Genomic DNA, 12723 nt, shown 5'->3' on the forward strand with positions numbered 1-12723 from the left:
GAAGAAGGCCGCTGCTCCAGCTAAGAAGGCTGCTGCTCCAGCTAAGAAGGCCGCTGCTCCTGCCAAGAAGGCTGCAGCTCCTGCCAAGAAGGCTGCCGCTCCAGCTAAGAAGGCTGCTGCTCCTGCGAAGAAGGCTGCCGCTCCTGCCAAGAAGGCTGCTGCTCCTGCCAAGAAGGCTGCTGCTCCTGCCAAGAAGGCTGCTGCTCCTGCCAAGAAGGCTGCTGCTCCTGCCAAGAAGGCTGCTGCTCCTGCCAAGAAGGCTGCTGCTCCTGCCAAGAAGGCTGCTGCTCCTGCCAAGAAGGCTGCTGCTCCTGCCAAGAAGGCTGCTGCTCCTGCCAAGAAGGCTGCTGCTCCTGCCAAGAAGGCTGCTGCTCCTGCCAAGAAGGCTGCTGCTCCTGCCAAGAAGGCTGCTGCTCCTGCCAAGAAGGCTGCTGCTCCTGCCAAGAAGGCTGCTGCTCCTGCCAAGAAGGCTGCTGCTCCTGCCAAGAAGGCTGCTGCTCCTGCCAAGAAGGCTGCTGCTCCTGCCAAGAAGGCTGCTGCTCCTGCCAAGAAGGCTGCTGCTCCTGCCAAGAAGGCTGCTGCTCCTGCCAAGAAGGCTGCTGCTCCTGCCAAGAAGGCTGCTGCTCCTGCCAAGAAGGCTGCTGCTCCTGCGAAGAAGGCTGCCGCTCCTGCCAAGAAGGCTGCTGCTCCTGCCAAGAAGGCTGCTGCTCCTGCCAAGAAGGCCGCTGCTCCAGCCAAGAAGGCCGCTGCTCCAGCCAAGAAGGCTGCCGCTCCTGCCAAGAAGGCTGCTGCTCCAGCTAAGAAGGCCGCTGCTCCTGCCAAGGCTCCAGCACCCGCCAAGAAGGCCGCCGCTCCTGCCAAGGCCCCTGCTGCTGCCAAGGCTCCAGCACCTGCGAAGAAGGCTGCTCCCGCCAAGAAGGCTGCCGCTCCTGCCAAGGCCCCAGCGGCTGCTGCGCCTGCTGCTGCAGAGCCTGTCAAGACCGTGCTCAGCACCAATGCTGCTTGGCCTTTCCCCACCAACAGCCGCCCACAATAAGACCACCAAGCCGGGCAACCTGCCCGGGTGCCGCAAGGCACCGCTTGGTCACCAAGGCAACGCGATGCGTTGCCTTTTTTCTTGTCTGTCGTGCGGCGCTTTTCATGTCTGGCTACAAGGCCTCCCAAATGCCAGACAATACGGGCTCATGAATGATGCCCTTCCCACACCGCCAGCCAGCGCGCATGCAGCCACTGCCGCGATGGCACGCAAACCCAGTGCCGCCCGTCTGCGCAAGATTGACATGATCCTGGGCTCGGCAGAGCGGCATTTCGCATTGCTGGGTTTTGAAGGTGCACCGCTGGAGCAGATCGCGCAGGACGCAGGCTTTAGCCGCCACAACCTGCTGTACTACTACCCCAGCAAAGAGGCGCTGTACCAGGCGGTGCTGGCCTCGGTGATCGATGACTGGCTGGGCCATATGACAGGCCTGTCCAAGGACGGCGAGCCGGCCCAGCAGATCCGCCAGTACATCCGCGAGAAATTCGAGTTTGCGCGCACCCGCCCTTATGGCAGCCAGCTGTTCACCAAGGAGATGATTGCCGGCGCGCCGTTTGCCGCCTCTGCGGTGCGCGAGCGCATCGCACCGTTGCTGGCAGCCAATGTGGCAGCGTTTGCGCATTGGGCCGGGCAAGGCCGGATCGCGCCGGTCAATTTCCAGCACCTGATGTTCAGCATCTGGGCCATCACCCAAGGCTATGTCGACCAGCAAACCCAGTTTGCGCTGCTGCAGAACAAGGCCGCACTGGACGCAGGTGACTTCGCCCAGGCCGAGGCCTTGCTGGTGCAGATGCTGTCGGCCACACTCAAGATCGAACTGCCCGATTGAGCAAGGACCTGCGGCCCCTGGTGCAGCGCTTGTCCCCCGTGCTGCATGCCGCACCCGCCTGCGTATCTACAAATTTGATAGCAACATTCCAAGAATCCATCGATGCTTGCGCAAATCCAGTGCTGAGGGATCGCGATCAGGCAGCACCGCCTGCAGGATTTTTTAGCCCCCGCAGTCTTGAACTGTCATCAAATGACCTTATTATTAGCACTCGAAGGGGTAGAGTGCTAAAACCACCACTTCTCAGACATTTTTGCGTATTTGGCGCGGCATCTGCCGGGCCATCTTTCATCAAAACCTGGTATTGATATTGAAGGAGTTGTTATGAACCTGCGTCCTCTGCACGATCGCGTGATCGTTAAGCGTCTGGAAAACGAAACCAAGACCGCTTCGGGCATCTACATCCCCGACAACGCTGCTGAAAAGCCAGACCAAGGCGAAGTGCTGGCCGTTGGCCCAGGCAAGAAGAACGACAAGGGCGAGTCCATCACCCTGGGCGTGAAGGTCGGCGACCGCGTGCTGTTCGGCAAGTACTCCGGCCAATCGGTCAAGGTGGACGGCAATGAACTGCTGGTGATGAAAGAAGAAGACCTCTTCGCCGTCGTCGAGAAATAAAGCTACTGCGCAGGCGCCAGGCGTCGTTGCGCGGTGCTCGCAATCCTCACGTACCCAAGTACGTTCCGGTTGCTGCGCTCCATGCGCCTAGCCTGACACCTGCTCGCTACGCTTTCTCTCCCGAGCATTCATTCTCATTTCAAGTTTTCAAGTATTTAGGAGCCAAAAATGGCAGCAAAAGACGTAGTATTCGGCGGTGAAGCACGTGCACGCATGGTTGAAGGCGTGAACATTCTGGCTAACGCCGTCAAGGTGACCCTGGGCCCTAAGGGCCGTAACGTGGTGCTCGAGCGGTCGTTCGGCGCCCCTACCGTGACCAAGGACGGTGTGTCCGTGGCCAAGGAAGTGGAACTCAAGGACAAGCTGCAGAACATGGGCGCCCAGCTCGTGAAGGAAGTGGCCTCCAAGACCAACGACATCGCTGGTGACGGCACCACGACCGCTACCGTGCTGGCCCAAGCCATCGTGCGCGAAGGCTCCAAGTACGTGGCCGCTGGCCTGAACCCGATGGACCTCAAGCGCGGTATCGACAAGGCTGTCGCTGCCCTGGTGGAAGAGCTCAAGAAGCAATCCAAGGCCACCACCACCTCCAAGGAAATCGCTCAAGTCGGTTCGATCTCCGCCAACTCCGACGAATCCGTGGGCAAGATCATTGCTGACGCGATGGACAAGGTCGGCAAGGAAGGCGTGATCACCGTGGAAGAAGGCAAGTCGCTGGACAACGAACTCGACGTCGTTGAAGGCATGCAGTTCGACCGTGGCTACCTGTCGCCCTACTTCATCAACAACCCAGAAAAGCAAGCCGCGATCCTGGACAACCCCTTCGTGCTGCTGTTCGACAAGAAGATCAGCAACATCCGTGACCTGCTGCCTACGCTGGAAGCTGTGGCCAAGGCCGGCCGCCCTCTGCTGATCATTGCAGAAGACGTCGAAGGCGAAGCACTGGCTACCCTGGTGGTCAACACCATCCGTGGCATCCTGAAGGTCGTGGCTGTGAAGGCTCCAGGCTTTGGCGACCGCCGCAAGGCCATGCTGGAAGACATCGCCATCCTGACCGGCGGCAAGGTGATCGCTGAAGAAGTGGGCCTGTCGCTGGAAAAGGTGACCCTGGAAGACCTGGGCCAAGCCCAACGCGTCGAAATCGGCAAGGAAAACACCACCATCATCGACGGTGCTGGCCAAGCTGCTGAAATCGAAGCCCGCGTCAAGCAATGCCGCGCTCAGATCGAAGAAGCCACCTCCGACTACGACCGTGAAAAGCTGCAAGAGCGCGTGGCCAAGCTGGCCGGCGGTGTTGCCGTGATCAAGGTGGGCGCTGCCACCGAAGTCGAAATGAAGGAAAAGAAGGCCCGCGTGGAAGACGCCCTGCACGCTACCCGCGCTGCTGTGGAAGAAGGCATCGTGGCCGGTGGTGGCGTGGCTCTGCTGCGCGCCAAGCAATCCGTGGGCGCGCTGGCTACCGGCAATGCCGAGCAAGACGCTGGTATCAAGCTGGTGATGAAGGCCATCGAAGCACCTCTGCGCGAAATCGTGGCCAACGCCGGTGGCGAGCCATCGGTGGTGGTCGATGCCGTGCTCAAGGGCACGGGCAACTTCGGCTTCAATGCGGCCAACGATACCTACGGCGACATGCTGGAAATGGGTATCCTGGACCCAACGAAGGTGACCCGCACCGCGCTGCAAAACGCTGCGTCCGTGGCTTCGCTGCTGCTGACCACCGAGTGCATGATTGCTGAAGCCCCCAAGGCTGACGCAGCACCTGCGATGCCCGACATGGGCGGCATGGGTGGCATGGGCGGCATGGGCATGTAATTGCCCCGGCTGTCATAGCGCAATACCAAGCCTGCAAGTGCTCTTGCGGGCTTGGTGCCAGACACCAAAAAACCCGGCACCGTCAAGGTGGCCGGGTTTTCTTATGGCCTGGGCCCAAGGCTCACAGCGCCTTGCGGTTGTAGCGCTGCAGCGCGGTGGCGAGACCCGCCGCGCAGTCTCTCACCGACTCAGCGGCAGGCGCGCTCCAGCATCGCATGCAGCAGCACATTGCAACCGGCCGTGATGTGCTCGGGCTTGGCGTCTTCGATCTCGTTGTGCGAGATGCCATCCTTGCAGGGGATGAAGATCATGCCCGCAGGCGCCAGGCGCGCCATGTAGACAGCATCATGGCCGGCGCCGGAGACGGCATCCATGTGCGAGTAGCCCAGCATCTGCGCGCCGCGCCGCACCGCATCGATGCAATCCGCGTTGAAGGGCTGGGCGGTGTAGCTGGACACCAGGTCGATCTTGATCGGCAGGCCGGTCTCGTCGCTGATGCGCGCGGCCACCGCGCGAATATCCTGGTCCATGGACTCGCAATCGGCATCGGTGGCATTGCGCAGGTCGATGCTGAATTTCACCTCGCCCGGAATCACATTGCGGCTGTTGGGGTGCACATGCACCATGCCGACCGTGCCGCGCCCGTGCGGCGGGTGGCGGTGCGCGCAGGCCACCACTTCCTGCATCACCTGGGTGGCGACCTGCAAGGCATCCTTGCGCAGCGCCATCGGCGTGGGGCCCGCATGCGCCTCCATGCCGGTGACGGTGCAGTCATACCAGCGGATGCCCAGCACACCGGTCACCACGCCAATCGTCTTGTCATGGTCCTCCAGCACCGGGCCCTGCTCGATATGGGTTTCAAAGTAGTAGCCGATCGGGTGGTCACCGGGCTCCTGCGGGCCGATATAGCCGATGCGCGCAAGCTCGTCCTGCACGCTTTTGCCGTCGGTATCCTTAGCAGCATAGGCATGCTCCAGGCTGAAGGCCTTGGCAAACACGCCCGAGCCCATCATCACCGGCACAAAGCGCGAGCCCTCCTCGTTGGTCCAGAACGCGACCTCGATGGGCGCCTCGGTCTCGATGCCATGGTCATTGAGCGTGCGCACCACCTCGATGCCAGCGAGCACGCCATAGTTGCCGTCGAACTTGCCGCCAGTGGGCTGGGTGTCGATATGGCTGCCGGTCATGATCGGCGGCAGGCTGTTGTTGCGGCCTGGGCGGCGCATAAAGCCATTGCCGATCTTGTCGATGGTGACCGTCATGCCCGCCTCCTTGGCCCAGCGTGTCACCAGGTCGCGCCCCTGGCGGTCCAGGCCGGTCAAGGCCAGGCGGCACACGCCCCCTTTGGCGGTGGCGCCAATCTGGGCGAGCTCCATCAGCGATGCCCAGAGCCGGTCGCCATTGATGCGCAGCTGGCTGGTATCGGTCTTCACTTTCGTGTCCATGCTTGGTCTCCTTGTTTCATTGCGCGCGGGCCACGGCCGTCGGCGCCGTCTCTTGCGCCCGCCTTTGCACCGCCTGGAAGTTGGGGCCGAAGGCCGGCCGCTTGAAATACTGGCCCGCGCCCTTCTCGGCGCGCAGGTCGCCGTTCGCATAGACGACCCGGCCCCGGCTGATGGTGTGGCTGGGCAGGCCTGTCACCTGCCGGCCTTCAAAGATGTTGAAATCGCCCTTGGAATGCTGGGTCTTGGCCGACAAGGTCTTGGTGGCCTTCGGATCCCAAAGCACCACATCGGCATCGGCGCCCACGCCGACAAAGCCCTTGCGCGGGTAGACATTGAAGAGCTTGGCCGTGTTGGCCGAGGTGATCGCGACAAACTCGCTGGGCGTCAGGCGCCCGGTGTTCACCCCGGCATCCCAGACCACGGCCATGCGCTCTTCAACGCCACCAGTGCCATTGGGCGTCTTGGCAAAATTGTCCTTGCCCACGGCCTTTTGCTCGGCGCAGAAGGTGCAGTGGTCCGTCGCCGTGGTGTGCAGGTGCCCGGCCTGCAGGCCGCGCCACAGCGCTTCCTGGTGCTCCTTGGGGCGGAACGGCGGGCTCATCACATAGGCGGCGGCCGTCGCGTAGTCGGGATGGCGGTAGACGCTGTCGTCAATCGTCAAATGGCCGGCCAGCACTTCGCCGTAGACGCGCTGGCCGCGCGCCCGAGCGCGGGCAATGGCGTCGGCCGCCTCGATGCAGCTCACATGCACCACATAGATGGGCACGCCCAGCACATCGGCAATCGCAATCGCCCGGTTGGCGGCTTCGGCCTCCACCATCGGCGGGCGCGACAGCGGATGGCCTTCCGGGCCGGTGATGCCCATGCGCGCCACCTCCTGCTGCAGCAGGTAGACCAGCTCGCCGTTCTCGGCATGCACGGTGGGCATGGCGCCCAGCTCCAGCGCGCGCCGGAAGCTGTTGACCAGGGTTTCGTCGTCGCACATGATGGCGTTCTTGTAGGCCATGAAGTGCTTGAAGCTGTTGATGCCTTCGTCGCGCACCAGCCGACCCATGTCCTCGCGCACCTGCTCACTCCACCAGGTCACCGCCACATGGAAGGAGTAGTCGGCCGCCGACTTCTCGGCCCAGCCGCGCCACTTGCGGTAGGCATCCATCAGCGGCTCCTGCGGCGCGGGAATCACAAAGTCGATGATGCTGGTGGTGCCACCGGCGAGGCCCGCGGCGGTGCCAGTGAAGAAGTCGTCAGCCGTGACCGTGCCCATGAAGGGCAGCTGCATATGGGTGTGCGGATCGATGCCGCCGGGCATCACATACTGGCCGCTGGCATCCAGCGTTTCGGTGCCGGCCGGCGCCTGGGCCGCAGCCCCCTCACCGACCGCCACAATTTTGCCGTCCACCAGCAGCACATCGGCGCGCTCTTCACGGTCCGCATTCACGACGGTACCACCACGGATCAGAAGGGGGTGGCTGGCTGTGCTCATCATGTCTCTCCTTGGTTCAGATCACAAAAACGGCGGCTGCTGCGCTCAAGCGCGCCGCAGCATGGCCTGCGATGCCGCCACATGGCTGGCCATGCCGATGCGGTAGACCACACCGGCAATGAACAGGCCGATGAACCAGGCATAGGCATACAGGTCCTTGAAGATCGCCCCCACATCGGGGAAGCTGGCAGGAAACGCGGCATTGAGAAAGCCCGGAATATTGGGCGCCACGCCGCAGGCAAATGCGGCAACAGCCACCCAGTTCCAGCCGCCGGAATAGCTGTATTTGCCGCCTTCCCGGTAAAGCTCGTCCACATCGAGCTGGGTGCGGCGGATCAGAAAGTAGTCGACCATCAGGATCCCGGCGATCGGGCCGAGCAACGCCGAGTAGCCGATCAGCCAGGTGAAGATGTAGCCCTGGGTGGACTCCAGAATCTTCCAGGGCATCATCAGGATGGCAATCGCCACGGTGATGTAGCCGCCGGTGCGGTAGCTGATGCGCTTGGGGTTCAGCGCAGAAAAGTCGTAGGCGGGGCCCACCAGGTTGGCCGCCAGATTGACGCTCACCGTATCGACCAGCAGCACGATAAGGGCGATGAGCACCGCAGCGCCGGTCATGCGCGCGGCCACATCCACGGGGTCCCACAGCGCCTTGCCATAGATGACCACCGTGGCCGAGGTGACGATCACCGCCAGGGCCGCCAGCAGGCCCATGGGCACCGGCAGGCCAATGGCCTGGCCCACGATCTGGTCCCGCTGCGAGCGGGCAAAGCGGGTGAAGTCGGGAATATTCAGCGCCAAGGTCGCCCAAAAACCAATCATGGCTGTGAGCGACGGCCAGAAGGTGCCCCAGAACTGGCCGGCCTTCGCTTCGCCGGCCGCAAAGGCCGACGGCTTGCTCAGGATCGGGCCAAAGCCGCCCGCCTTGTCATACACCCACCACAGCAGCACGAAGCAGATCACGATCTTGGCCGGCGCCGTATAGGTCTCGAGCTTGCGGATGGACTCGATGCCATGCACCACAAAGTAGAACTGGATGGCCCAGAAGACCAGGAAGCAGACCAGCTGCGCCACATTGATGCCCAGCCAGGAGATCTTCTCGCTCTCGAGCGGATGGCCCAGGATCACGCCGAGCAAGGTGTAGATCATCAGGCCGCCAAACCAGGTCTGGATGCCATACCAGCCGCAGGCCACCAGCGCGCGCAGCACGGCAGGCAGCTTGGCGCCCCGGGTGCCGAAAGAGGCGCGGGCCAGCACTGCATAGGGGATGCCGTATTTGGCGCCCGCATGCCCGATCAGCAGCATCGGCACCAGCACAATCAGGTTGGCCAGAAACACGGTCATCACCGCCTGGAACGCCGACATGCCGCCTTCAACCAGACTGGCAGCCAAGGTGTAGGCCGGAATGCACATCACCATGCCTATCCACAACGCCGTGAAGTGGTACCAGGTCCACGTTCGCTGCGAGGCTTGCGTGGGTGCGAGGTCGTCGTTCCAAAGGCCACCGGCTTCGCTGCCGGCGGCACCCCTTGCTTGCGCGTCATGGGACATTGCTCACTCCTTGAGAGGTGTTATCGATAGGTTCTAAGCGTCCAAATCCAAAGTCTTGGTTTCCATCCTGTAGCACATCGGGTCATGCAAAAAGCGCGCCACCGCAAGGGACGGCGCGCTCGCCGCTCAAGGGGAGATCTGCGCGGCCACCCGTGACGGGTTGTTGGGGTGGGTGGTCCAGTTCGCATACTCGCCGGTGACGGTCTTGCCGGTGCGCGCATCCACCTCGCCGGGCTGCAGACTGCGCATCGAGATCGTGTCGGGCACCGGGCAGATCGACACGCAAAGGTTGCAGCCCACGCATTCGGCCTCGTTCACCTCAAAGCGGCGCTCACCGGCCTCACCCTTTTGGTAGAAGATAGCCTGGTGCGAGGTGTCTTCGCAGACCACATGGCAGCGCCCGCACTGGATGCAGCTGTCCTGGTCGATGACGGCCTTGTCGATGTGGTTGAGGTTCAGGTCCTTCCAGTCCCTGACGGTGGGCACGGCGCGGCCCTGGAAATCTTCGATGGTCTTGAAGCCATGCGCATCCATGTAGTGCGACAGGCCATCGCACATGTCCTGCACGATCTTGAAGCCATAGACCATCGCAGCGGTGCAGACCTGCACCGTGCCGCAGCCCAGCGCAATGTACTCGGCCGCATCCTTCCAGGTGGTGATGCCGCCAATGCCGGAGATCGGCAGGCCAGCGGTTTGCGGATCACGGGCGATCTCGGCCACCATGTTCTGCGCAATCGGCTTGACTGCCGGGCCGCAGTAGCCGCCGTGCGAGCCCTTGCCATCGGTGCTGGGGTGCATCACCAAGGTGTCCAGGTTCACGCCCATCACCGAATTGATGGTGTTGATCAGCGACACCGCATCCGCCCCGCCCGCCTTGGCCGCGCGCGCCGGAAAGCGCACATCGGTGATGTTGGGCGTGAGCTTCACAATCACCGGCAGCCGGCTGTAGTGCTTGCACCATTCGGTGACCATCTGGATGTACTCGGGCACCTGGCCCACGGCAGCGCCCATGCCGCGCTCGCTCATGCCGTGCGGGCAGCCAAAGTTCAGCTCAATGCCATCGGCGCCCGTGTCCTCCACCATCGGCAGGATGCGCTTCCAGCTCTCTTCGACGCAGGGCACCATCAGCGAGGCGATCAGCGCGCGGTCGGGCCAGGCCCGCTTCACCCGGGTCATCTCCTCCAGGTTGATCTGCAAGGGACGGTCGGTGATCAGCTCGATATTGTTCAGCCCCATGACGCGCCGGTCCTGCGACATCAAGGTGGAGTAACGCGGCCCGTTGACGTTGACCACATGCGGGTCCTCGCCCAGCGTCTTCCAGACCACACCGCCCCAGCCCGCCTCGTAGGCGCGGGTGACGTTGATCTCCTTGTCGGTCGGCGGCGCAGAGGCCAGCCAGAAAGGGTTGGGGCTGCGGATGCCCAGAAAATTGCTGCGAATATCGGCCATGGCGACTCCTTGGTTCGGTGGATAAAGGGCTGGGCGTGCGCTTAGGCGCTGACACCCACTTCGCGCATCAACATGCGGTGCATGGCCGCTGCGGCGCGTTTGCCGTGCTCTACGGCTTCCACCGTCAGGTCTCGGCCGCCCCAGCGGCAGTCGCCCCCCGCCCAGACCCGCTCCAGGCTGGTCTGACCGTCTTCGTCCGTCTCGATTCGCCCGGCCTTGAGGGCGATACGCGCGCCGGCGGGCTGGGCGATATAGCTCTGGCCGATGGCTTTGAGCACCATGTCGGCCGCCAGCACCTCGGTCTCGCCGGTGGTTTGCAGCTTGCCATCGACCTGCTGCGTGGCGGCCAGGCGGATGCCGCTGACGGCACCGTTGTCCACCAGCACCTCTTGCGGCGCCGCCCACAGCCGGATCGTCACACCATGGGTCTGCGCCCATTGCTGCTCCACTGCGGAGGCCGACATCGCATCCTGGCCGCGCCGGTAGACGATGGTGACTTCTTCTGCGCCCAGCAAGCGCGCCTGTACGGCCGCATCCACGGCCGTCATACCACCGCCAATCACCACCACACGCCGGCCCACAGCTACGGTGGATTTGTCCGGAGCCTGGCGGATGTCGGCAATGAAATCGACCGCATTGCGCAGGCCCTGGGCCGCCGGCTCGGCAATGCCCAGGTCATTGACCCCTGCCAGGCCCAGGCCCAGAAACACCGCATCATGGCTGGCCAGCAGGCTGTCCAGGGTGAAGTCGCGGCCCAGCCGCTGGTTGTTGCGCGGGGCAATGCTACCCACCGACAGCAGCCAGTCAATTTCACGCTGTGCAAAATCATCGGTGGTCTTGTAGCTGGCCAGGCCGTACTCGTTCAAGCCGCCAAGCTTGGGTTTGGCATCGAGCAGGCTGACATCATGGCCCTGCAAGGCCAGCAGGTGTGCGCAGGCGAGCCCGGCCGGGCCCGCACCCACAACGGCCACTTTCTTGCCGGTGGGCTCGGCGCGTTGGAACAGCGGCGCCCCGCCCGCTGCCATGAAGCGGTCGGTGGCATAGCGCTGCAGCGCGCCAATCTCCACCGGTTTGTCCTCATTGGTGTTGCGCACGCAGGCCTGCTCGCACAGCACCTCGGTCGGGCACACCCGGGCGCACATGCCGCCCAGCGGGTTCGATTCGAGAATGGTCTTGGCCGCGCCCCGGATGTTGTCCTGCGCAATGCGGGCAATGAAGCTGGGCACATCGATGCTGGTGGGGCAGGCCGTGGCGCAGGGCGCGTCGTAGCAGTAGTAACAGCGCTCGGCCTCGATCGATGCCTGCGCCCATGTCAGCGGCGGGTGCGCATCTGAAAAGTTATCGGCATATTGTTGCGCGCCAAGCCGTCCTGCGCGCACACCGCATCCTGTGGGTCCGTTCATGACTCATCCTCCTCGACTGGGTTACCAGCGCGAGTGCGAACGGCTCCATCACCATGCCGCCTGCGACCGCGCCACTGCATCTACAACGGGTCCGGCAAATGGCATGGCCGCGCCATCCCATTCACCGCCAAAGCTGCACCAACCAGGGAGGGTTCATCAGGCCCTCATCGTGGGTGTTTTATCTGTCCTGTGCTGCTGTTGCCGCAGCACTTAGGGAACCATTAAATGCCCGATTAAAGTTTTACGCACTGGTAAAAACACTAGGCATAGACTTCGGCCGGCGCTTCAGTCTGGCCACGGGGTGGGGCTGGCCTGGCGCGAACCTGGCGTTCTGGGCTTGTGCTGAAATACGCAAGGCTGGCCTGCCATGAAGGGGCGATCCATCGGCGCATGCGCCGATCTGCCAGGCGCCATCACCCGCGCAGCAAGCAGTGCCAGCGGAAGGTCTGCATGTGGCTGGAAGCGCAAATCCAGCCTTGGGGCAAGCGCGCGCCTTCTCCCTCCAAGCCCAGCGGCATTGGTGAAACGGGGCCAGCAATCAGCGATAATGATAACAATTCCCATTTGCGTATATGGCAGGGCCGCGTCCCTGGCCACGGCGACGGCGTCCACCGGTTGCGAAGTCCCCTCTTCCCCTTTTTGCAACGGCCGCCTGGTGTTTGAGCGCTACTACCGCGAACTGCTGAACTTTCTGTCCCGATCGGTACAGGACCGCGACACGGCGGCCGATCTGGCCCAGGAGAGCTATGCCCGCGTGCTGGCGGCCCAGCAGACCGGCCAGGCCGTGCAAGACCCGCGCGCGCTGCTCTACCGCACCGCCCGCAACCTGGTCATCGACCAGCACCGGCGCAGCAGCATTCGCGCCGAGCTGGAGACCGCAGCGCCCGCAGCCGGCGATGAGTCGGCGCTGGAGCACCTGCCGGGCCCGCGCACCCTGGAGCCCGAGACCATCCTGGCCTCGCGCGAAGGTCTGGCGGCCCTGGTCGCCACCATCGACCAATTGCCTCCGCGCTGCCGCGAAGCCTTTATGCTCTACAAGTTCGACGGCCTGAGCTATGCCCAGATCGCCGAGCACATGGGCATCTCCACCCGCACCGTCG

At 63.4% G+C, this 12723-nt stretch carries 9 protein-coding genes and 1 pseudogene; 5 read left to right on the forward strand and 5 right to left on the reverse strand.

Annotated features, from left to right (window positions below):
- Positions 1 to 367: 367 nt before the first annotated feature.
- The 4 genes and pseudogenes from H928_RS34030 to groL form a co-directional block, all read left to right on the forward strand.
- Positions 368 to 1036, forward strand: a pseudogene (locus H928_RS34030) (histone H1); the annotation flags it as partial.
- A 148-nt stretch (positions 1037 to 1184) separates the two neighbouring features.
- Positions 1185 to 1865, forward strand: coding sequence for a TetR family transcriptional regulator C-terminal domain-containing protein (locus tag H928_RS0106595; RefSeq protein WP_027010630.1), 681 nt, complete (start codon positions 1185 to 1187; stop codon positions 1863 to 1865).
- Positions 1866 to 2189: 324 nt separating this feature from the next.
- A complete protein-coding gene (locus H928_RS0106600; RefSeq protein ID WP_021025779.1) occupies positions 2190 to 2480 on the forward strand; it encodes a co-chaperone GroES in 291 nt (96 codons plus the stop codon).
- Between the two features lie 168 nt (positions 2481 to 2648).
- Positions 2649 to 4292 (forward strand): chaperonin GroEL, encoded by a 1644-nt coding sequence (gene groL / locus H928_RS0106605; protein WP_021025780.1) that lies wholly within the window; start codon positions 2649 to 2651, stop codon positions 4290 to 4292.
- Positions 4293 to 4480: 188 nt separating this feature from the next.
- Here the strand turns inward: groL and H928_RS0106610 are convergent, their stop codons facing one another.
- The 5 genes from H928_RS0106610 to H928_RS0106630 form a co-directional block, all read right to left on the reverse strand.
- Positions 4481 to 5737, reverse strand: coding sequence for a Zn-dependent hydrolase (locus tag H928_RS0106610; RefSeq protein ID WP_021025781.1), 1257 nt, complete (start codon positions 5735 to 5737; stop codon positions 4481 to 4483).
- A 16-nt stretch (positions 5738 to 5753) separates the two neighbouring features.
- Positions 5754 to 7220 (reverse strand): dihydropyrimidinase, encoded by a 1467-nt coding sequence (gene hydA / locus H928_RS0106615; RefSeq protein WP_027010631.1) that lies wholly within the window; start codon positions 7218 to 7220, stop codon positions 5754 to 5756.
- Between the two features lie 45 nt (positions 7221 to 7265).
- A complete protein-coding gene (locus H928_RS0106620; RefSeq protein ID WP_021025783.1) occupies positions 7266 to 8771 on the reverse strand; it encodes an NCS1 family nucleobase:cation symporter-1 in 1506 nt (501 codons plus the stop codon).
- A gap of 126 nt (positions 8772 to 8897) precedes the next feature.
- Complete coding sequence (gene preA, locus H928_RS0106625) at positions 8898 to 10220, reverse strand: NAD-dependent dihydropyrimidine dehydrogenase subunit PreA (protein WP_021025784.1); 1323 nt, start codon at positions 10218 to 10220, stop codon at positions 8898 to 8900.
- Between the two features lie 41 nt (positions 10221 to 10261).
- Positions 10262 to 11623 (reverse strand): NAD(P)-dependent oxidoreductase, encoded by a 1362-nt coding sequence (locus H928_RS0106630; RefSeq protein ID WP_021025785.1) that lies wholly within the window; start codon positions 11621 to 11623, stop codon positions 10262 to 10264.
- A gap of 655 nt (positions 11624 to 12278) precedes the next feature.
- On the opposite strand from H928_RS0106630, the gene H928_RS32185 reads away from it, so the two are divergent.
- Positions 12279 to 12723 (forward strand): sigma-70 family RNA polymerase sigma factor (locus H928_RS32185; protein ID WP_021025787.1); only part of this gene is annotated, 445 nt, incomplete at its 3' end.

Source organism: Comamonas sp. B-9 (genome assembly GCF_000410635.1).
GTDB lineage: Bacteria > Pseudomonadota > Gammaproteobacteria > Burkholderiales > Burkholderiaceae_C > Comamonas.

What these genes read in the sequence shown, in the direction of transcription:
- H928_RS0106610 (WP_021025781.1), bottom strand. Translation starts at nt 5,737, where the DNA reads ATGGACACGAAAGTGAAGACCGATACCAGCCAGCTGCGCATCAATGGC.
- H928_RS0106600 (WP_021025779.1), top strand. Translation starts at nt 2,190, where the DNA reads ATGAACCTGCGTCCTCTGCACGATCGCGTGATCGTTAAGCGTCTGGAA.
- H928_RS0106620 (WP_021025783.1), bottom strand. Translation starts at nt 8,771, where the DNA reads ATGTCCCATGACGCGCAAGCAAGGGGTGCCGCCGGCAGCGAAGCCGGT.
- H928_RS0106595 (WP_027010630.1), top strand. Translation starts at nt 1,185, where the DNA reads ATGAATGATGCCCTTCCCACACCGCCAGCCAGCGCGCATGCAGCCACT.
- groL (WP_021025780.1), top strand. Translation starts at nt 2,649, where the DNA reads ATGGCAGCAAAAGACGTAGTATTCGGCGGTGAAGCACGTGCACGCATG.
- preA (WP_021025784.1), bottom strand. Translation starts at nt 10,220, where the DNA reads ATGGCCGATATTCGCAGCAATTTTCTGGGCATCCGCAGCCCCAACCCT.
- H928_RS0106630 (WP_021025785.1), bottom strand. Translation starts at nt 11,623, where the DNA reads ATGAACGGACCCACAGGATGCGGTGTGCGCGCAGGACGGCTTGGCGCG.
- hydA (WP_027010631.1), bottom strand. Translation starts at nt 7,220, where the DNA reads ATGAGCACAGCCAGCCACCCCCTTCTGATCCGTGGTGGTACCGTCGTG.